A 20,382-nucleotide genomic window follows, 5' to 3' on the forward strand; every position below is an offset into this window, starting at 1 on the left:
ATGCGGCCGTGGGACGAAGCACATTTTGGGAAAGCGCATGGACGTTCTCTTCAACGTCGTCGGGATCTTGACTGCGACGATGGTAGTGACCGTTGCCCACTTTCCGTTGGAGACTACGCGAAGCCTGCTAAGCCTTGGCTCAGCCCCCGTGGTTAGATACATCCACCGTCAGAAAGCCCTGACGGTGGCATCGGAGCACGCGCGTATGCGTGCACTACTCGGCCAGTTCATTGACGAAGGACGGCTTATGCTGGCGCGACTACGCGATCCAGCAAGGGACACCGAATCGTCGCGTTTGCACGCCCATGGGTGGACGACCCAGGTCGAAGAGTTTCTTCGGAATGACCTCGGCAGTTCATATGTCGCTCGACTCCACTCCACATCATTCGTTGACGATGGTGAGATCGAAGGCATTCCGCTGGAGCGGCTGCAGGACTGGAGGAATCTGTGCGGCCGCGTCAGCTATCTGGAGTTGCTTCGCGCCGAGATTTAGCGTCGCTGGCGAAAGCCAATTGAGCAACCGAATAATAGATAACCGCGAAGCGGGAACCTGTTCACCTTAACTACTGGTTGGACGACATCGATCACACAACCAAAATCTCAGGTTCGGGAGGCGTGCCCTTTTTGACGTCGCCCGCGGGATGCCCGCTTGCCTGCGGCAGCTTGGGCGATCGCAAACTCCTCAATGCGTCGGCCTGTCTTCAAAGCCGCAACCAACCATCGCGGTTGCTTTCCGCGCCCGGACCAAGTCTCCGTCGGGCTGTTGGGATTACGATATTTCGGCAGGACTTCCGGATACTTACGACGGCGACGCACGGCACCTGACGAATTCTGCAGCTCGGTGTCCCGTTCCTCGCCCTCGCGGTGGAGTTGCGAAAGACGCTTCTCCAACTCCCGCTTCTCCGTCGTCAGACGCGCCGACAGGATACGACCAATTTGTTCGTGCAACCGCCACAATTCATCGACGGACATGTTATCGAAGTCTAATTTGTGGGTCATCAAGTGGTCTCGATCTCGGAATCGCCCGCAGCATGCAGATTGGACGACCTCTCTTGCCGTATTTCAAGCAATCCCGCAAGGTCGGGAACTCGGGCGGCCACCAAGCACCCAGCCTTGGCAGGCGCATCTAGCGGACTTCCTGAATGTCAGACTGCAAGCGATGAAGGGCTGCATAGCGGCCTCCGCGCTTGATCAATTCGTCATGCGTACCATCCTCGACCAATCGTCCGCGATCAATGGTTAATATTCGATTTGCACGCCGAACTGTTGAAAGACGATGAGCGATAACGAATACCGTCCTACCCTGTGCGATGCGCCGCATGTTGTCCTGGATGATGCGCTCGCTTTCATAATCGAGCGCACTTGTCGCTTCGTCGAAAATAAGAATGCGCGGATTCGTCACAAGTGCGCGGGCTATCGCTATCCGTTGGCGCTGTCCGCCTGACAGACTTGTGCCGCGCTCCCCGACAACCGTGTCATAGCCTTCTTGAAGCTCCAGGATGAACTCGTGAGCACCTGCGAGTTTTGCTGCCTCGACGACCCGTTCAATCGGCATGCTCGGATCCGATAGAGCGATGTTGTCGCGAATAGATTGGTTGAAGAGAACGCTTTCTTGCAACACGGACCCCACCTGTCGACGTAGCCAGGAGGTATCAACCATGGATATATCGACGCCATCGATAAGTATGCGGCCGCTCTCAGGAATGAACAGCCTCTGGATCAATTTCGCGACTGTGCTCTTCCCTGAACCGGAAGGTCCGATTATTCCGATCACCTGGCCGGCAGAAACGCCAAAGCTGACGGCATGAAGTACTTCAGGGCCATCGGGACGGTATCGAAAAACAACGCGATCGAAAGTAACGTCGCCTCTAATGGACGGCAACGCGGCACGGGCAGGATTAAACCGGGGTTCGGGAGGCGTGTTGAGAATGTCGCCAAGGCGATCCACCGAGATCTGCGCTTGATGAAAATCCTGCCAAATCTGCACGAGACGCAGCACCGGCTGGCTTACCCGTCCCGCCAGGATGTTGAATGCGACGAGTTCACCCACTGTCAGGTCACCAGAAATAACGAGGCGTGCCCCGAAATACAGGATACCGGCGGTTACGAGCTTGTTGACGAATTGAACGCTATTGCTTGCATAGTTGCCTAGCCTAAGAACCCTGAAGCTTGCAGCGACATATCCAGCCAGCTGCTCTTCCCAGCGCCTCTGCATCTGTGGCTCAATAGCCATTGCCTTCAAAGTATCGACGCCGTTGACGCATTCCACCAAGAACGCCTGATTTTCCGCACCGCGTTTAAATTTTTCGTCAAGCAATCGGCGAAATGGCGGCGTCGCGCCGGCGGAGATGCCGATATAGAACGGGAATCCGAGCAAGACGATGCCGGTCAATAGCGGGGAGTAGAAAAGCATCACGCCGAGAAACACGAACGTAAACAGGAGATCAATAACCAGCGTCAGCGCAGAACTTGTTAGGAAGTTCCGAATGTTCTCAAGCTCACGAACGCGAGCGACAGAATCGCCGACACGCCTAGCCTGAAAATACGCTGTTGGAAGCGCAAGCAGATGTTGAAACAGCCGCGCGCCGAGCTCGACATCAATACGGTTGGTCGCGTGGGAAAAAAGATAAGTACGCAAAATACCGAGAATGGTCTCGAATAGACCTATTCCGATAAGGCCGATTGCGAGCACGTCCAGCGTGCTGAGGCTTCGCTGCACCAGCACCTTGTCAATGACGGCCTGAAAGAACAGCGGTGATGCCAAGCCCAGAAGCTGCAAGAAAAAGGATCCGACCAGCACCTCAACCAATTGAGCTCGGTATTTGTGGATGGCGCCGAGAAACCAGGTCAAATCGAAACGGCGCGTGAGCTCCGTCAAGCTGGCGCGCTTGGTCATCAAAACAAGCCGCCCGTCCCAGATCGCTTCCAGATCCGCTCTGGTCAGTAATTCCGGGCGCGGCGTCCTTGTCGACTGAGCGACGACCTTGTCATCCCCCACCTTTCCGAGAAGAATGAATCCGCCGTCCTTGAGCGCAGCGATGGCAGGCAAGGGTGTATTGAGGAGCCGCCCCCAGTCTGTTTTGAGCTCACGGGCCTTGAGCCCAAACTCTCTCGCACACCGGACCATTTCCGCAGTGCCGATATCTGCCATGCCGCAATAGTGGCGTATTTGCGCCGGGTCTGCGCTGATGCCGTGAAAACGCAGCATCATGGCGAGTGCGATGAGACCCGGGTCATTTGGCCCGGGCACGTCCATATCTGCGTTCATTATCTGCCCTATCGGCGGCACCCCCGGCCGCCTCCTGCCACTTGATGATAGCCCTTGTTGGTAAAGTTATAGCGATAATCAGGCGCTGATTCGGCACGGATTTATTCAAAAAATATCCTCAATCAGCTGAAATAACAGAGTTGGAGCTGATATAATTCGAGAATTCGCTCCGGTTGCGCCAAGGCGATTCACAATCACGCTGGTCAGGCGCAGATTACCTAATTAAATCATCGGATTAGCCGGACAATGAAGTCGACTGCGAGAATCGTACAATTCCCTGGGCTGTCCAAGCCGCGCTCGACCGAAGAGCTCGAGTTTTTGCCGGCGGCCCTGGAGATCGTTGAAACTCCTCCCTCGCCGTTAGGGCGCGCCATCGGAGCCACGCTTCTCGGGCTGTTCGTGGCCAGCCTGATATGGGCAAGTTTCGGCCGCGTTGATATCGTTGCGACTGCTACGGGAAAGGTCATTCCAACCGGCCGCAGCAAGGTCATTCAACCGTTCGAAACGGGCGTTGTGCGCGCCATTCGCGTTTCCGAGGGGCAGTTTGTCGAGTCCGGCCAGCCCCTGATTGAGCTGGACCCCACCATCAACGACGGCGAGATCAGTCATCTTCTGGGTGACCTCCGTTCAGTGCAGCTCGATATTGCTCGCTTGAGAGCGGCGCTGGCGGATACGGACGACCCGCTGAGTGCCTTTCAACCCCCAGACAAGGTCAATCCGGATCTGGTGGCAATGCAGCGTCAATTCCTGATCGCACAGGTCTCCGAGCACCGCGCCAAGATCGCGTCGCTCGACGGCCAAAAGGCGCAAAAGGAAGCGGCCCTGGCCACGATTTCCGCCACGGTCAGCAAGCTCGATGCGGTCATTCCCACCATTGAGGAGCGTGTAAACATTCGCAAAAACCTCAACGAGTTTGGATCCAAACTACAATATTATGAAGTGTTGCAGCAGCTCACCGAAAGCCAGCAAGAACGCTTGGTCCAGAAGAGCCACGCCATAGAAATGCAGGCGGCGATTGCGACCATTCTCGAAACGCGATCGCAGACGAGGGCCGAATTCCGTCGCACTTTGCTCGCAGACCTTGCTGAAGCCGAAAGGAAGGCCTCTGGATTCACCGCCGACCTTTCAAAGGCGGAGCAGCGGGCCAAGCTTCAGTCGTTGACTGCACCAGTATCCGGTACGGTGCAGCAGCTGGCTGTTCACACGATTGGCGGGGTTGTTACCCCCGCACAGGCACTCATGGTCATTGTCCCCTACGACAGCAAGTTGGAGATCGAGGCGGCTATCAACAATCGTGACATCGGCTTTGTTCACACTGGTGACGATGTCGAAATCAAGGTCGATACCTTCGACTTCACCAGATACGGCCTCCTGCATGGAAAGGTACTTAGCATCTCATCCGACGCAGTCACGCGCGAAGTTCCAGGAGAAAAACCGACGGACCGACAGGCGCCCGGATCCACCACCACGACGAGCGAACCCAAGGGTCAGGAAATGACCTACGTGGCGCGCATTGCCGTTTCTAATCCCCGTATTCAGATCGACGATCGAGTGGTTAGCCTCTCGCCAGGGATGGCTGTCACGGCAGAGATCAAGACGGGCTCGCGACGGCTGATCAGCTATTTGCTGTCGCCCATCATGAAGTATAGGCAAGAGAGCATGCGCGAGCGATAAACATTCACCTGCTCGGCGCGAGCCTTTCGCGCGCGCCCGTACTCGATGTTGGTTGCGATCGACGCGAAGAGAGTGGCTGCCTAGTCGCCTGAAGTGAAGCTCCCGCCGTTGGGCGAGCGACTGGCAAGGGAATTCGCACGCGCGGCGTTGCTTGAGGCTCGGTCAGAGACGGGCGAAGCGCGGGCAAGGACGTGACGGCCGTCTGGTCTGCCGGCATGTCGCGGTCGAGCGAGGCAGGAGGCACTAGAGCCCCTGTAAACGCAGGGTCATTGGAATGCAGCCCCAGCGCTGCTGTTGGCCAAAGACCAAAAGTTACCCATTCTGGAAATCGAGAGGCGAAGGCTTTGGCCAAATCGTCTTTGCGCGTCACCGGCGCCAGATCTGGATAAACCCAATAGGGCAGCCCAGCCTGCGTGTCGGAACGTCCTCCGGAAACGCTTCCCTCCGAATCGGAGGACCGAGCCCGCGGGGACGATGACGCGTTCTTTTCGAGAGAGACCGTTCTCTGATCCATCGACGAATTGCTGAGAAACGTTCTGTCTTCCGCCTCGGACGTCCGAGTTTTCGGCAAGAGGGCGGTCTCTGCAGTCGCCCCCAAGAGGCCAGCGGGCACCGGCGGCGGCGGATCGAGTCCAGCCGTCGGACCGACGAGATAGTCCGCCTCGCCCGGCAGCGGAGATGGAATATCGTACTCGGGCTGCCTGAAGCCTGCCGGAGGAACGGGGGACGCGTTGCGACTCTTCAGAGTGCGGCGCGCTTCATCCGCGTGTGGACCGCCCGGATAACGTTCCAAATATGACCAAAAATTCTCCAACGCACCTGCGCGGCAAACCCTTTGCCACAGGAGAACCTCGCGCCGAGTCGCCAGCAGGGCGCGAACGCGCTTGGCCAACGGATTACGCCAATGATCCGCCAGAAAATCCGCGTAGGAATCGAGCGTATCGCGCAAGAGCGCCGCAAAGTAAGCATCCTGCCCGGAAAGTCCCGACATCGGTCGCAACCGCAACCGGTCCATTTCCCGAGATTCAGGCTCTTTTGACATTCCGTGCTCATACAGTGAGAGCTGCGATAATATGCCTGAGCCGTGCCAAGGCACCTGCTCTCCGTGCGTCATTTCATTTACGCGTATACGGACACGTACAAGGCCATCGGCGAGCGTGGAATTCCTGTCCTCAATCATCTCGGCAATGGCTTTAGCGTAAAGGCCGTAACCGTCGCTGCTTCGAAAAGCGGGCGAGATCATTCCCGGTGCCGCATTAGATGCCACGAGGACGTTAGGCGCCGTCTCGATCCATGCCAGCCCGCTGGCTGGTGGCTGCCCCGAAAGCAGAAACGTACTTCCGCGCGCGGCATCCAGAATGACGAGAGCAGCCTGTGGGCGAAGCGCCGAAAGTGAGTGGGTGAGATCGGAGACGCGCAGGGCGAACCGGGGCAAAATTGAGGTTTCGGCAACGTCGATATCGAAATCGGCATCGACCGGCAGCAGAAAATTTTCCCCCTGAAACTGAAGTGCATAGCCACTAAAGTACACCAGAGCAACCGCATCGGGGCCAGCCTTCGAGACCCTCTCGACGAAGTCGAAAAATGTTTTCTTGAGGTTCGCACTATTCAGGTCACGGGTGTCGGCAACTTCAAATCCTGCCGCCCGCAACTCACCTGCAATGAGCCCGGCATCGTTTGCTGCGATCTCAACCCGCTGCTGCCCCCGATACGACGCGTTCCCGACAACGAGAGCAATGCGCTCAGACGCAGCCATACTCGCGCGTGACTGTAGATGAACAGCGACAAAGCACAGCAACAACATTTTCAAGTATGTTTGCATTTTTCTCGCTGAAATGCCTTGCAGGCTGAAGCATTGCTTTAACACAGCCGAGTCCGAAGAATCGGTCAGGTTGCGAAGAAACTGCACAGATTGATCGCGGAACCAGCGCCCAATCACCGCTGCGGTCTGAGCGCCTTGGAAGAGTCAACTTGGATATTGCTGTTGGCTAATTGCTGACGTGGCCAATTGGAAGGTTGGAGTGGCACGACCAGTCTCGGAATTCACAGTGGTTCCCGAAGAGCTTGTGTCGAACGGCGAGGAAGAGAATGCAGATGCGATATGTTGCGACCAAAGTGCGAGCTTGGAGTCGATTGAATCGAGCCATGCCGACTTGGACTCTGAGCCATTCGTCAGGACCTCGTTGCCTTGAGCCGTGGAAAGCGGTGGATCGACAAGCAACGTGCCACCATTTCCATCGCTTGATACGATGAAGTTACCCAGCGAATAGTTGCCACTCAAGGCAATAGTGGCGGTATTGGTTCCGTCACTCACGCTGAGATTTCCAGGTGAATTATTCCCAGAATAGGTGACGGTTGCGCCGGCGCCGGCGGTAATATCCCGTAAATCGATCAAATCGCCCTTGGTGAGTTGGCCGCTGATAGTGCCACCGAATTGCGTCGACTGGTCAATTATTAGCGACCCGGTAGCTCCCGCGAAACGTACTGTACCCGAATAGGCCCCAACAAGCTCGACGCTGGCACCGCTGCCGACTATGAGCGAGTTTGATCCAATGACCGTCCCGCTACCGGACAAAACGATGATTCCATCGCCATTGAGATCCTGGTGGAGCGTGTTCTCCGCCCGCTGAAGCGCTGCGCTGCTTCCAAGCACCAAGCCAGTGTCGCTCAGATAGTTGCCATTGCTGTCGGTGGTCCAGAGGATGAACTGGTCCGTGCCAGGAGCTTGCCATGCAACCAAGTAGCCGGTGGAGGTCTGCTCCGCACCGATCGGGGTCCAAACTCCAAACTGCGCTGCGACGACGGGCGAGCCGTAATAGTTCAGCTCAAGTCCGGAGCCCCCATCAACGGGGGTCAAATTGAAACTCGTACCAACCTGCGCCAGGCTCGTGCTGCCCAATGATTCAATAGCCGTTGTCGCCGCTCCGGCAACACCGATCACCCCATTCCCATTAAGGTCCTGATGGAAGCTGCTCTCCGCACGTTCGAACGAGGCACTGGTCCCCGAGATGACGCCCGTGTTGCTTCGATAGTTACCGCTGGAGTCCGTGTACCAGATGATGAACTGGTTCGTACCAGGCGCTTGCCAGGCGATCTGGTAGCCGCTCGACGTCTTCTCAACGGCAACCGGAGTCCAGACACCAAACTGCTCTGCGACCACGGCCGAACCGGCGTATTTGAGTTGCGGTCCTGAACCGCCAGCCACGGGATTCAGATAGAAATTTGCGCCAACCTGCACGAGGCTTGTGCTGCCAGAGGATTCAATCGTCGACACCGTCGTCGGGACACCGATCGTGCCGTCTCCGTTCAGATCCTGTCGAAAGCTGGTCTCCGCCTGTTCCAGGGTAATGCTGTCACCGGACAGCGCAGCTGTGTTGCTCAGATAGTTGCCTTTGGCGTCCGTGTTCCAAATGATGAACTGGTTCGAGCCAGGCGCCTGCCAAGCGATTTGATAACCGCCCGACGTCTTTTCAGCGGCAACCGGAGTCCAGACACCAAATTGCGCTGCGACCACGGACGCGTCACCATACTTCAGCACCGGCCCTGAACCGCCACCCACGGGATTCATGTAGTAGTTGCGTCCGGCCTTAACCAGACTTGTCGCGCCCAAGGCTTCGATGGTCAGCGTCGTGGTGTCGATCTGCAGCGTGCCGGAAGGATTGGTCACCGCGCCCGCCAGATTGGCCGTGTTGCCGGCGCTGTCCTTCACCGTCGCCGAGTTCAGGTTCACCGCCGTCACCGCGAGGTCCGACGTATTCTGGCCAGTTCCAACCGTGTAGCTGAAGGTCAGGACCTTCGTGCCGGACCCACCCGTATAGGCTGCAACACCGCCATTGTTCAGCTTCAACGTAGGGGTGCCGCCTGCCACCGTCACTGCTTCATCGAGGTTCACCGTCAACGTCACCACGTCGCCGACATTTAGAATGCCGTTCCCCGAGGTGATCCCGGTGCCAGCGGCAGCGACCGACGATACTGTCGGCGTCGTGGTGTCGATTTGCAGCGTGCCGGAAGGATTGGTCACCGCGCCGGCCAGATTGGCAGTGTTGCCGGCGCTGTCCTTCACCGTCGCCGAGTTCAGGTTCACCGCCGTCACCGCGAGGTCCGACGTATTCTGGCCAGCTCCAACCGTGTAGCTGAAGGTCAGGACCTTCGTGCCAGACCCACCCGTGTAGGCTGCAACGCCGCCATTGTTCAGCTTCAACGTAGGGGTGCCGCCTGCCACCGTCACTGCTTCATTGAGGTTCACCGTCAAGGTCACCACGTCGCCGGCATTCAGAATGCCGTTCCCCGAAGTGATCCCGGTGCCCGAGGCCGCCAGCGACGACACCGTCGGCGCTGTGGTGTCGATCTGCAGCGTGCCGGACGGATTGGTCACCGCGCCGGCCAAGTTTGCAGTGTTGCCGGCGCCATCCTTCACTGTCGCCGAGTTCAGGTTCACCGCCGTCACCGTGAGGTCGGAGGTGTTCTGGCCGGCTCCCACCGTATAGCTGAAAGTCAGGGCATTGGTGCCCGAACCGCCGGCATAAGTCGCCGTGCCACCGCCGTTTAGGGCCAGCGTCGGCGTACCGCCGACCACCGTCACCGCAGAGCTCAGATTCACCGTCAACGTTACCACGTCGCCGGCATTCAGAATGCCGTTCCCCGAAGTGATCCCGGCGCCCGAAGCCGCCACCGACGATACCGTCGTTGCAGCAGTGTTGATTTGCAGCGTCCCGGACGGATTGGTCACCGCGCCAGCCAGGTTGGCAATGTTGCCAGCGCTATCCTTCGCCACCGCCGAGTTCAGATTCACCGCCGTCACCGCGAGGTCCGACGTATTCTGGCCAGCTCCAACCGTGTAGCTGAAGGCCAAGGCGTTGGTGCCTGAGCCGCCGGCATAGGTCGCCGTGCCGCCGTTATTCAGCGTCAACGTCGGCGTGCCGCCGGACACCGTCACCGCCTCGCTCAGGTTCATCGTCAGCGTTACCACGCCGCCGACGCCAAGCGTGCCGTTTCCAGACGTGATGCCAGAACCCGAGGCCACCAGCGACGACACCGTCGGCGCTGTGGTGTCGATCTGCAGCGTGCCGGACGGATTGGTCACCGCGCCGGCCAAGTTTGCAGTGTTGCCGGCGCCATCCTTCACTGTCGCCGAGTTCAGGTTCACCGCCGTCACCGCAAGGTCGGAGGTGTTCTGGCCGGCTCCCACTGTATAGCTGAAAGTCAGGGCATTGGTGCCCGAACCGCCGGCATAAGTCGCCGTGCCACCGCCGTTTAGGGCCAGCGTCGGCGTACCGCCGACCACCGTCACCGCAGAGCTCAGATTCACCGTCAACGTTACCACGTCGCCGGCATTCAGAATGCCGTTCCCCGAAGTGATCCCGGCGCCCGAAGCCGCCACCGACGATACCGTCGTTGCAGCAGTGTTGATTTGCAGCGTCCCGGACGGATTGGTCACCGCGCCAGCCAGGTTGGCAATGTTGCCAGCGCTATCCTTCGCCACCGCCGAGTTCAGATTCACCGCCGTCACCGCGAGGTCCGACGTATTCTGGCCAGCTCCAACCGTGTAGCTGAAGGTCAAGGCGTTGGTGCCTGAGCCGCCGGCATAGGTCGCCGTGCCGCCGTTATTCAGCGTCAACGTCGGCGTGCCGCCGGACACCATCACCGCCTCGCTCAGGTTCATCGTCAGCGTTACTACGCCGCCGACACCAAGCGTGCCGTTTCCAGACGTGATGCCAGAACCCGAGGCCACCAGCGACGACACCGTCGGCGCCGTGGTGTCGACCGGGGATGCAACTGTGCCGACAGTGATCGGATCCGACACCGAGCCAGAGCTAGTGCCGGCCGCATTCGTCACTTTGGCAGAGAAGTTATGGACACCATTCGTCAGGGTATTTGTCGAGAACGACCATGTATTGTTGCTGTTTATCGAGGCGGTGCCAATCTGCGTGGTGCCGTCGAAAATGGTGACTTTGCTGATCGAGTAGCCAGCTTCCACTGAGCCATAAAGAGTAACGACGTTTCCAACCAGGGCGTTACCCGTAATGGTCGGAGAAGGAGGCAGGTTCGAGTCGTTGCCGAACCCAACTCCATTTTCACTCCCGATCGCGCTGACATCTCCGAGCGAGTTAACGTTATAGGCTTGGATGCTGGTCCAGGTATTACCGGCCAACGTGGGAGTCGTAAAAGTCCAGCGCCCGTTGCTGTCGACCGGAGCGCTTCCCAACGCGGTGCCATATGAAGTCGCGAAATAGACGGTGGTATTGGCGCCCGCGGTGCCCGTGAATGTAAAGGTGCCGTTACCATTGTCCACGGGATCACCGAAGACTGGCGTCTTGACCGGCTGCGTGTCGATAATGACCCCGGGAAACAGGACGGAAGCGCCAGTCAGGATCGCCGCATTTCCGCTGCTATCGGTAATCGATGCGCCGTTCGGCAAGTTGGCGCCGGTGATTGCAACTCCCTTGACGATGCTATCGTTCGCTCCAACGCTGTAAGTAAATGTGAGTGTATTGGTGCCGGACCCGCCGCTGTAGACGGCCGTGCCGCCATTGTTCAGCGTCAAGGTCGGAGTTCCAGTCACCGACACAACCGAGCTCGTCTTAAGCGTGAATGTGATGGAGTTTCCGGTCACAGTCTCGCCGGTCTGAGCCGATGTCGTAACCTGCGTGACGATCGGGCCAGTAAACGCGGCGATCGTCGCACTCGCCGCCGATGCTGCTCCGACATTGCCGGCATTGTCAGTCGCTGTAGCAGAAAGGCTATGGCCGCCGACAGCCAGCGTATTGGTTTCGTAGAACCATAAACCGTTGGACGATGTCGTCGCCGTCCCCAGCTTAGTCGAACCATCGTATATCGTGATGATGCTGTTGGCCTGGGCCGTGCCGTTCAGCATCACTTGGTTGCCATTCACCACGTTTCCAAGGATGAGCGGCGCGCCGGGCTTCGTCGTAATGCTGGTATTCGCATAATCCACGGTGATGGACTGATCGCTGGACCAGCCCTCGTAGATTCCCTCTTTCCAATAGACGCCGCCGCCATATCCGAGCGCGCCGTGATAATCGACGACCTGCTGGCCGTTGATCCAGACCTCCAGGAATCCGCTCGCATTGTTCTGGAAGTTGGCCTCGACGTGGACGTCAATAGCTTGACCGCGAACGATCGGCGTCGGAGAAACCCAGAGATAGCCATTCAAGGGATCGCTCGGCAGCGTCGCTGCCGTCCACTCCTTCTGGCCGGGCAGGGCATAGAATGCCTGGACGGCGAGATAATCGCCCTCCCCGGATCCGTTGGGCCCCGTCAGGTGGAACGCAAACGGCGGATTGCCGCCATTTATTGACAGGTATGTCGGGTCATTGTCGTCCGCGTGGAACTGCCCGAGAATTTGCCAATCCAAGTTGTTGCTTGTGTCGTTGAACCCGGGCTGAACCGTAAACTGATACGACAGGTCTATCGTCGAGGTCGCCGAGTAAACCGTACCACCACTGATTTCGCTGCGATGGCTGTCATTGCCTGCCCAGATGTCATTCGGGCGCACCTCGAATCGAATTGTGTGGCTGTCGAGCTGGGTGATTGCCCATGGCGCATTGCCGTTGATGTTGGCATTTTCCGCATAGTACGGCATACCTCCGACGGAGATCGGAGAGGACCATTGGTCGGTCAGCGGAGAGAAGTTGGAAATGGCCCCAGCAATCGTTTGCGTCATGGCTGAGGACGCCACGCTCGTGACGCCCGCGACCGTCGCTGTTGCCGTAAAGCTGTGCGCCCCATCCGCCAGTGAGGGTGTCGCATACGACCAGACTCCCGCGCTGTTAGCCGTCGTCGTGCCGAGCGCGGTAGTACCGTCATAGACGGTAATCGTGCTGTATGCAGTAGCCGTGCCGACAAGCGTCAGTTCATCGGAGTAACTAACACCGGGATCCTTATCGAAAGCGACATTATCCGGAGAAGCCGCCAGAATTACGGGCGGATTAATCTGCGAAACCATTTAGTTAGCCCCCTTCGATGGCCACGAGCGCCCTGATGCAGTCGAATTACTGGATCAAATTGAGAGGCCACCTATGAATTTCGGGCTTTTTAGAATCGTAGAGTTTTAGAAAATCTTCGTGCCCATCCCGTGAATTACACCGTTTATTTCCCACGCCTTGGGCCATCTGATTTAATTGGTGCTCGGGCAGTTCGCGGCGTACCGTGCCGCAACCAGCATTTGCAGATCCCCCTATTCCAATTGAATATTCCAACGTCATCCCCTTTGCGCCGCAGGCCGCTCTAGACGCAGCCCAATACCCCGCACACCCCACCACCCGAGGCACACTATCTTGCACCCTAAAGCAGTAAAACATGGTTAATTGCCCATTGCGGCATCGCTTGGAACCCGAATTGTTCAAAATGTGACACTTCTGGTGCATGTGACGCCTTAAACCACACCATATTACCGACATCAAAGTCTACGCCGTTAATTTGGTGCCGGAGATGAGCGGACGTCCAAATCAAACCCGAGTCGGCAACTTCTGAAATTAACTGTGTAAATCAAATATCGGGGGAATACGATTTATTGCCTCGATCGCCCGAGGCTTTGATGCAATTGCGCCGCACCTCTCGGCTCTATGTGTCCGAAAGTCCGCGAACGCAGCATCGCTCCGCCTGGAGCACGCGCGGGCCATGTGAAGTTGCGCTTACCCCGTTTCCCAGCGCTGTAGGTTGATCCGTCGGAGTTTGTCTCGTTTCGGATCTCGAAAATCTCGAAATCAGTCAACCCGCCGATATTCGACCGTCGATTTTCGCGCTTGCGATGACAACAATCGGGTCTGCTGGACCACCATACCGACAATGATCGAGGTCAGCACCGTGCTAAGGCATTTCGTCATGAAATTGCTCTCGGAGATGTTCAGGACGAGGGTGACCGACCAGATTGCGAACGGGAAGATGTTGGTGTTCGCTTGCCCTGCGGGGTTTGCAATAACCAAGCGGATTGCCCCCCACAAGATCGCGATGAACGCTCCGAAAATCAGCGGAGAGAACGCGTAGCCAAACTCAAGAAACTTGTCGACGTAGCCGTTGTCGACACTCCATTCGGACATATTATCAGCGATACGAGCCCCGAAGCCTCCTCCGAGCAAGCTATAACCAGAGCTATAGAAGTTTTTCAGGATGATCGGCCAGAAATCAGCCCGGCCGGTGAGATCGGTGGATTTCCCGAGGATCCCAACGATCACGTAATTTAGGATGCCGAGCTTGAACGCCACACCGAGAATGCCGATGCCGATGCCGAATTTGACGAACATGGGTTGGCGAAGCGGATATGGCAGGCGGGTAACCAAATATGCCATCGAGAGAAACGCGGGCACGATCACCGCGGCGATCATTCCGGTAGCCGATTGCGTCCCGATCAGGCATGCGCCGCTGAAAGCCAGAAAACACGCCAGAACCGGCGCGGAAAAGATCGAAGTTCGATAGAACAACAGAAGTCCGAGCGTGACCCCGGAAAAGTATCCAAGACCTTGCTTGTGACTGAATATGCCGCGCCACAAGCCCGCGTGAACGGTTTGGTACGGGTCAGTCAACTGGTGAATAGCAGTCTCCGGTAACAACACGACCCAGATAATACTCAGGAGGCAACCGACGGCCATGGTTCGGACTACGAATACGATCGATCGAAAGCCAGGCATCAATCCGATGATTACAAACCCAAGCAATGCCGTGGTCATGTAGGTGTTGGCGGACTGAATTGTCGCAGCACGGTTGTAGGACCATCCAGCCGAAGCAAATGCCACCAAAACCGGCAGCCAGACCGGCCAGCATTGAAAGGCGAGCGTTCTGGTGGACGGCGACATGATCAACGTTACGAACGCAAACAGCTCCGAGCTAATCGTTATGACCTGCAGCGTTGTCGAGCCTACCCAGCGACCGGTCGTCATATCCAGCGCCAACTGAATCGTAAAAGCTGGAAAGTAGAAGATGAGAAGCAACCCTAGCACCAGACGTATCGGAAGGGGCGCGGCCTGTACCGCCGCAACAGTCGACCCCAATCCGCGCCGGACGCCCGCACGGGGCAATGCCCATTCAGTGGCGACATCCAGTGGGTGCCCCGAAAGTTCAGACATCAGCGTTTACCAACAATCATTTTCTTTTAAATACCGATTTTCCGGCCCGACGGCGACTACCAACTTGCGATTTTAAGCCACGCCTCCCCCATTTTCAATTATTCGAGGGATTAGCCCCGACACTTCAACATCTTAACCTTTAAATCGATCATACCGCCTCAACACCCACATGCCGCAGGTTCCTCATGGAAGCAGGCAGGCAAGCGTGCTAGATTTAAATACATATCGCAAGTGCGCTCCAATTTAATTTGGGTTCTTTGATGCTTCAGCTGAACAAAGATCGCAGGCTTTCCTCATTCGAGCCGGAACAGACGGGATCAGCGTCCGGTTCCTCCGCCGAATACATCCAGATGGTCCTAGGATTCGCGCGACGCCAAGCCTGGGTCGTATGCATCGCCATCGTATTGGCCATAGCTACAGCTACTTTCTATGTCCTGGTCGTGCCGGCGACTTACAAAGCGACAGCGACTGTAGGAATCGACACAACAAAATTCCAACTGTTTCAGCCCGCGGGCGAATTGATCATCGATACGTCGTCCGCCGTCGAGAGTCAGCTCGAGATCCTGAAATCCGAGAAGCTGGCGCTCGAAGTCATCAAGAAGCTTCGTCTGGCCGACAATATCCCGGCCGCCAATGCAGGCTGGTTCGGCTCGTCGAAGCCGCCGAGCGAATTTGCGTACACCCGGCAATTGGTGGCAGTCCTTCAGAAGCATCTGACGGTCAAGCGCCTCGGCATCGCCTGGATTATCGAGATCAGCTACGAGAGCCGTGATCCCGAGCAGGCAGCGCAGTTCGCCAATGCATTTGCCGAGGCGTACATCGCCGATCAGCTGGATTCAAAGTATCAGGCGACGCGACAGGCGAGTGCATGGCTGGAGGGACGCGTCAAGGAGATGCGAGAGCAGACCATGGCGGCCCAACACGCCGTCGTGGAATTCAAGGTCAAGAATGGCATTGTTGATACCGGCGGGCGGCTCATGAGCGAGCAGCAACTTGCCGAGCTCAACGGCCAGTTGCTGACCGCGCGTGGACAGACATCCGAAGCTAAGGCTCGGCTTGAGCGCGTCAATGCAGTGGTTCAAGCAGCTCTTTCAGCCGATAACTCCAATGCTCTGGTGACGGACGTTCCAATCAACGAACCGATTGCCAAGCTCCGAAGCCAACTGATCGAACTTACTAATAAAGAAAAGGAATGGTCTGCGAAGTTTGGAAGCGACCATCTTGCGGTGATCAATCTGCACAGTCAGGCCAAGCAGGTTCGCTCCGCCATGATCGACGAGCTTCGCCGGGTCGGCGAGGCCTTCAAGAGCGACTACGATCTGGCCTTGCGCCGCGAAAAGGGCCTGGAAACAGAAGTGGCTCAAGCGGTTTCCCAATCGGATTCGTCCACCCGCAATCAGGTGAGGTTGCGCGAGCTCGAAAGCACAGCGGCCAGCACCAGGGAACTGTACGAGAATCTGAACAAACGATATCTCGAATCGGTTGAGCAAAAATCGTTTCCGGTCACGGAGGCAAGAGTGATCACGCGCGCGGCGCCCGCGCTGGACCGCGAGTACAAATCCACGATGAAGATCCTTGCCGGAATACTCGGCGGGGGAATTGCCCTCGGCCTTGGGCTGGCTTTTCTTCGTGAGTTCACTGACAATGTTTTTCGTAGCGTCGGCCAGGTTGAACGGCAGCTGCACATGAATTGCATTACGCCAGTGCCGCTCTGGAAGAACGACGAGACCGAGAATGGTCCGTCTCTGGTGCCGCCCTTAGAGGGCGAAAGGAAACTTATGCGTTCGAAGGGGCCTGCCTGGGCCACCGTCGACTCCCCTCTTTCGCACCATGCAGAAGCGATGCGCTCGATCAAGTTGGCAATAGACCTGAATTGCCCGGGCAAAGGCGCCAAGGTGATCGGCATGACCTCATCGCTGCCCAGAGAAGGTAAATCAACTGTGGCAATTTCCCTCGCGCTGACCATAGCGGCTGCCGGGGCAAAAGTGATGCTTCTGGACTTCGATCTTCGAAATCCGGCTCTGACGCGTTCATTGACCTCCAAGGCGAAGGTAGGTTTTCTCGATGTCATCTCGGGGAGAACACCCCTTGCAGATGCCGTTTGGTCCGATCAGTCCCAGTATCTTTCGTTCCTGCCGACAATCACCAATGGCCTTTTCGTTCAAAGCAACGAGATAATGGGCGCGCAGCTTACGAAGACGTTCATGGACCAACTTCGCGAGGAGTACGCTTACATCATCGTAGACTTGCCGCCCCTTGCGCCCGTTGTCGACGCAAAGGCGACGACCCACCTGATCGACGCATATCTGTTTGTCGTCGAATGGGGCGCTACGAAGGTCGACGTTGTCGAGCATGCCCTGAGCAGGGCTCCTGGCATATCGGAAAATGCGCTCGGCATCGTTCTCAACAAAGTCAATATGGATAGACTTTACAAGTACGACGGCGAGAACAGGACCTATTACGTCAACAAGCACTACGCACAATATGGCTATAACCAATAGCAACAGGCAGTCGCGATCGGACGGGCCCTTAGCCAGGCCCGCCCGATAAGCCGTTCCCAAATTCTGGCTCGGGCAACAGCTGGCACGAATCTCTCAGCGCCAGCTGTCCGTCTTCATGCTCGACTAGGTGCGGCCAGTGTGTTTCTCCTGTGCGCGCGCCGTGCCCGGCCTGCTCGATCCGGCTTTTGGACACCCGCCCATCGCATCATTCTGTTTCCCGATTGGTCGCATCGCAATCGTCGAGGCCTCTCGAGCTACCGCAAAGGACATGCCTAGCGATCCCTTTTCCCCTTCGCGCGCGTAGGTGTAATGGACCTATGGACGCTTTGAGGAACCGCCGGTGCGGATCTGACTTCCTCCACGTAACGCTCTAAACATCGGAGCGCAGAGCATTTGAGCAGATATGCGAGTTCGAGATGAGCCGCCGATCTCATGGAATTCTAGTAGGCTCCTACGTGCCGTTGTCGGCGTGCCGATAGGTTGAGAGCGAGCCATAGTCCCCCGCCCCGTAAGATGTCGGAGAAATAAAGGGCTGCGTAGATTCCGGACGTGCCGTTGCTAGTGCCCAGCAAAACCACCATCAAGGCGCCAACGGCATTTGCGACACCGCTTACGACCGTCGACATCTTATGGTGCTCCGCGGCATTGAGCGCGTCGAACGCTAGGAATTGGATGGCGGTCGGGATCACCGTCCACGCGAGGATTCTGACGACGTCCGATGACGCGACAAAAGCTTGGCCGAACACGTATGGCATGTAAGGTGCGATCAGGAACAGGCCGACGCTTGTCACCGCACTGATGCCGACCGAGTAGGGAAGGTATTTCGTTGCGAGCGCAAGGCTGGACTGAGGCCCATCTCGGCCAGCAACGGCGAGTTTCCCGTAAATGACACGATCAAAAGAGCCCGGCACGACGAGTGCGGCACCTATCAATCTCCGGCCCGCACCATAGACGCCAACGAATTCGGGCGAGGTGACAGCACTCAGCACGAGAACGTCCACGCTGTGCCGAAGCATGATGAGGAAGCTCGAAAACGCAAGGCTTCCGCCTAACCACAACTCTCGGCGGAGCACGCACAATTGGGGGCGCCCAAAACGCCAGATCAGGGCAACGCAGACAACGCCGATGGCGACGTGGACCGCCGCCCACCACACGGCCCAGTTGTCCAATGAAGTCACCCCAAAGAGACCACACGCCGCGACCGCAGCCAGGGCGCGAACCACACCGGTTCCGCCGTTGATCAAGTTGGCCGTTTTAAAATCCCCGCGGGCCAGAAAGATGTTTTCGACCAGGCTGAAGAAGGAGGGGAATGCAACATTGACCGGCACCAGAAGAAGCAGAACCTGAAGCCAGGCACCCCGGCTGCCACTGTGAATTCCCGGCGCAAAAAACATGCAGGGAACGACCACGACCGTCAGTACGGTACCCGTGACAAGGATGACGAGGAGCGTATGACCAAGCGCCTCGGCATATCGCGCAGGGTCGCGGCTCACGATCCGGCGTAGCGCCTCTCCCGGCCCAAATCCGCACCAGGTGTTTGCAAGCGCCGTCACAGCGCTGATCGTCGTCAGTTCGCCAAACTGCGCCGCGCCCAGGGAGCGGGCAAGAAGGATAAAAGCGATCGCCTGCGCAACAACACCAGTAGCCAGACTTCCGATTGATCCCGCGAGGAGCCTGACCATGGGTAGCTTCGGTCTGAAAAACGTTGCAATCTGAGACATGCTCAATATTTTTCTTATGCCATCAATCAAGGCGCCCGCCGTCGCCTTTCAATGAAATGAGGCGGCCAGGCGACGCGGCGAATACTACCGGATAAATCAGCTTCGTCGTCAAAACAACGAGCTAGACCAACCGCAATCTTGCATAATAGCCACGGCTGGACGAGCGGCCCAAATGCGGGTGGGTCTGAATTGTCCTGCACAAGCTTGGAATCGACCATTCGTCGACGATGTCGTACCCGAGCTTGTCGAGGCTGGCGAGGAACTCCGCCCTGTTGCGAATCTGATACGGGATCTCCGCGCACTCGAAGTTTTCAAGTGTCACGACCGTTGGGCCTTCACGGGTTTGAACCTTGTTGAGAAGCAGATGACGCGGCAACGATGGCAACTTTTTGAGAAAGGCGTCAAAGGGGACATCGAGATATTGCAGCAAGCCCGAGGCGAGGAGAACGTCGGTTTCCCGAGCCTTGGCCAGATCATCTATGAACGTAGGTCCACTCAATTTCCCTTCGTCCAAAAAGCGGCGTCCAGCTCGGACGATCGCGGGCAAGTCATAGATGACCCAATCGACCCTTCCTCTCAGTTCCAGGTGCCTGCCGAAGGCCCGGTATTTGGTCCCCAGGTGACCGCCGGCGTCGAGAATGGTCTCCGGTGCAAGACGATTTAGCCAGAACAGAATCGGGTAGTCTTCGAGCTTGAGTTCCGACATGTACTCCAAGGAGTGCATGACAACTTCGTCGTTGTTGTAGCCGACAAGTGCGCCGCTCCGAACCGCCGCAGCGGCCTCGTCAAATGTCGCATACGCGCCGCGATGCCTGAGATACGATGATCTGAACAGGGCGAGCAGATGCCCCATCATGCCTCGAACAAAGAGAACCGGGCGCGCGGAAAGAAGATACTGCAATGGTGCGGGCAACTTGGACATGTTTATTATGAGTTTCGGATTGCCAGTTTGGTGATTGCCGGCCCGGAAAGCTCTTCTTGCCAGCCTCGAACGCGAATATCTCCACGAGCCATGGGAGGTGTGCCTTCCCATGCAAGAACGAAGTTACAGGTCAAACTTGACGTCGGCCGATGATCATCAGGATATCGTTCGTTCCAAGTATCCGGGGATTTTTGCTCCATTTTGGTTAACCCCA

At 57.3% G+C, this 20,382-nt stretch carries 10 protein-coding genes; 3 read left to right on the top strand and 7 right to left on the bottom strand.

Going from position 1 to position 20,382, the window contains the following annotated elements; genetic code table 11:
• Positions 1-37: 37 nt before the first annotated feature.
• On the top strand, positions 38-493 hold the full coding sequence (locus FNV92_RS31160) for a hypothetical protein (protein ID WP_143843222.1): 456 nt from the start codon (positions 38-40) through the stop codon (positions 491-493).
• Positions 494-600: 107 nt separating this feature from the next.
• Here the strand turns inward: FNV92_RS31160 and FNV92_RS31165 are convergent, their stop codons facing one another.
• Positions 601-999, bottom strand: a complete 399-nt coding sequence (locus FNV92_RS31165) for an H-NS histone family protein (RefSeq protein ID WP_015688707.1) — start codon at positions 997-999, stop codon at positions 601-603.
• Positions 1,000-1,126: 127 nt separating this feature from the next.
• Complete coding sequence (locus tag FNV92_RS31170; protein WP_416377740.1) at positions 1,127-3,268, bottom strand: type I secretion system permease/ATPase; 2,142 nt, start codon at positions 3,266-3,268, stop codon at positions 1,127-1,129.
• A gap of 246 nt (positions 3,269-3,514) precedes the next feature.
• On the opposite strand from FNV92_RS31170, the gene FNV92_RS31175 reads away from it, so the two are divergent.
• Complete coding sequence (locus FNV92_RS31175; protein ID WP_143843221.1) at positions 3,515-4,942, top strand: HlyD family type I secretion periplasmic adaptor subunit; 1,428 nt, start codon at positions 3,515-3,517, stop codon at positions 4,940-4,942.
• A 4-nt stretch (positions 4,943-4,946) separates the two neighbouring features.
• Here FNV92_RS31175 and FNV92_RS31180 read toward each other — a convergent pair whose 3' ends face one another.
• From FNV92_RS31180 to FNV92_RS31190, 3 genes are all read right to left on the bottom strand, one after another.
• Positions 4,947-6,851, bottom strand: coding sequence for a caspase family protein (locus FNV92_RS31180; RefSeq protein ID WP_143843220.1), 1,905 nt, complete (start codon positions 6,849-6,851; stop codon positions 4,947-4,949).
• A 57-nt stretch (positions 6,852-6,908) separates the two neighbouring features.
• Entirely contained in the window at positions 6,909-12,908 is a 6,000-nt protein-coding gene (locus tag FNV92_RS31185) for a heparin lyase I family protein (RefSeq protein WP_143843219.1), read from the bottom strand.
• A gap of 760 nt (positions 12,909-13,668) precedes the next feature.
• Positions 13,669-15,024, bottom strand: coding sequence for an O-antigen ligase family protein (locus FNV92_RS31190; RefSeq protein ID WP_143843218.1), 1,356 nt, complete (start codon positions 15,022-15,024; stop codon positions 13,669-13,671).
• 260 nt (positions 15,025-15,284) lie between these two features.
• Between FNV92_RS31190 and FNV92_RS31195 the strand changes: the two genes are divergently transcribed.
• Complete coding sequence (locus tag FNV92_RS31195) at positions 15,285-17,525, top strand: polysaccharide biosynthesis tyrosine autokinase (RefSeq protein WP_143843217.1); 2,241 nt, start codon at positions 15,285-15,287, stop codon at positions 17,523-17,525.
• Between the two features lie 440 nt (positions 17,526-17,965).
• Here FNV92_RS31195 and FNV92_RS31200 read toward each other — a convergent pair whose 3' ends face one another.
• Both FNV92_RS31200 and FNV92_RS31205 read right to left on the bottom strand, forming a co-directional pair.
• Positions 17,966-19,207 carry a lipopolysaccharide biosynthesis protein gene (locus tag FNV92_RS31200; protein ID WP_168213471.1) on the bottom strand — a complete coding sequence of 414 codons (1,242 nt, stop codon included), beginning with the start codon at positions 19,205-19,207 and terminating at the stop codon, positions 17,966-17,968.
• Between the two features lie 160 nt (positions 19,208-19,367).
• The gene (locus tag FNV92_RS31205) at positions 19,368-20,168 is read right to left on the bottom strand and encodes a TIGR04325 family methyltransferase (RefSeq protein ID WP_244623601.1); all 801 of its coding nucleotides are present in this window, start codon (positions 20,166-20,168) and stop codon (positions 19,368-19,370) included.
• Positions 20,169-20,382 lie beyond the last annotated feature (214 nt).

It is taken from the genome of Bradyrhizobium cosmicum (genome assembly GCF_007290395.2).
GTDB lineage: Bacteria > Pseudomonadota > Alphaproteobacteria > Rhizobiales > Xanthobacteraceae > Bradyrhizobium > Bradyrhizobium cosmicum.

Bases quoted from the DNA above. Each gene is read 5' to 3' on its own strand.
- FNV92_RS31205 (WP_244623601.1), bottom strand. From the start codon at position 20,168: ATGTCCAAGTTGCCCGCACCATTGCAGTATCTTCTTTCCGCGCGCCCG.
- FNV92_RS31195 (WP_143843217.1), top strand. From the start codon at position 15,285: ATGCTTCAGCTGAACAAAGATCGCAGGCTTTCCTCATTCGAGCCGGAA.
- FNV92_RS31165 (WP_015688707.1), bottom strand. From the start codon at position 999: ATGACCCACAAATTAGACTTCGATAACATGTCCGTCGATGAATTGTGG.
- FNV92_RS31160 (WP_143843222.1), top strand. From the start codon at position 38: ATGGACGTTCTCTTCAACGTCGTCGGGATCTTGACTGCGACGATGGTA.
- FNV92_RS31190 (WP_143843218.1), bottom strand. From the start codon at position 15,024: ATGTCTGAACTTTCGGGGCACCCACTGGATGTCGCCACTGAATGGGCA.
- FNV92_RS31200 (WP_168213471.1), bottom strand. From the start codon at position 19,207: ATGGTCAGGCTCCTCGCGGGATCAATCGGAAGTCTGGCTACTGGTGTT.
- FNV92_RS31175 (WP_143843221.1), top strand. From the start codon at position 3,515: ATGAAGTCGACTGCGAGAATCGTACAATTCCCTGGGCTGTCCAAGCCG.
- FNV92_RS31170 (WP_416377740.1), bottom strand. From the start codon at position 3,268: ATGAACGCAGATATGGACGTGCCCGGGCCAAATGACCCGGGTCTCATC.
- FNV92_RS31185 (WP_143843219.1), bottom strand. From the start codon at position 12,908: ATGGTTTCGCAGATTAATCCGCCCGTAATTCTGGCGGCTTCTCCGGAT.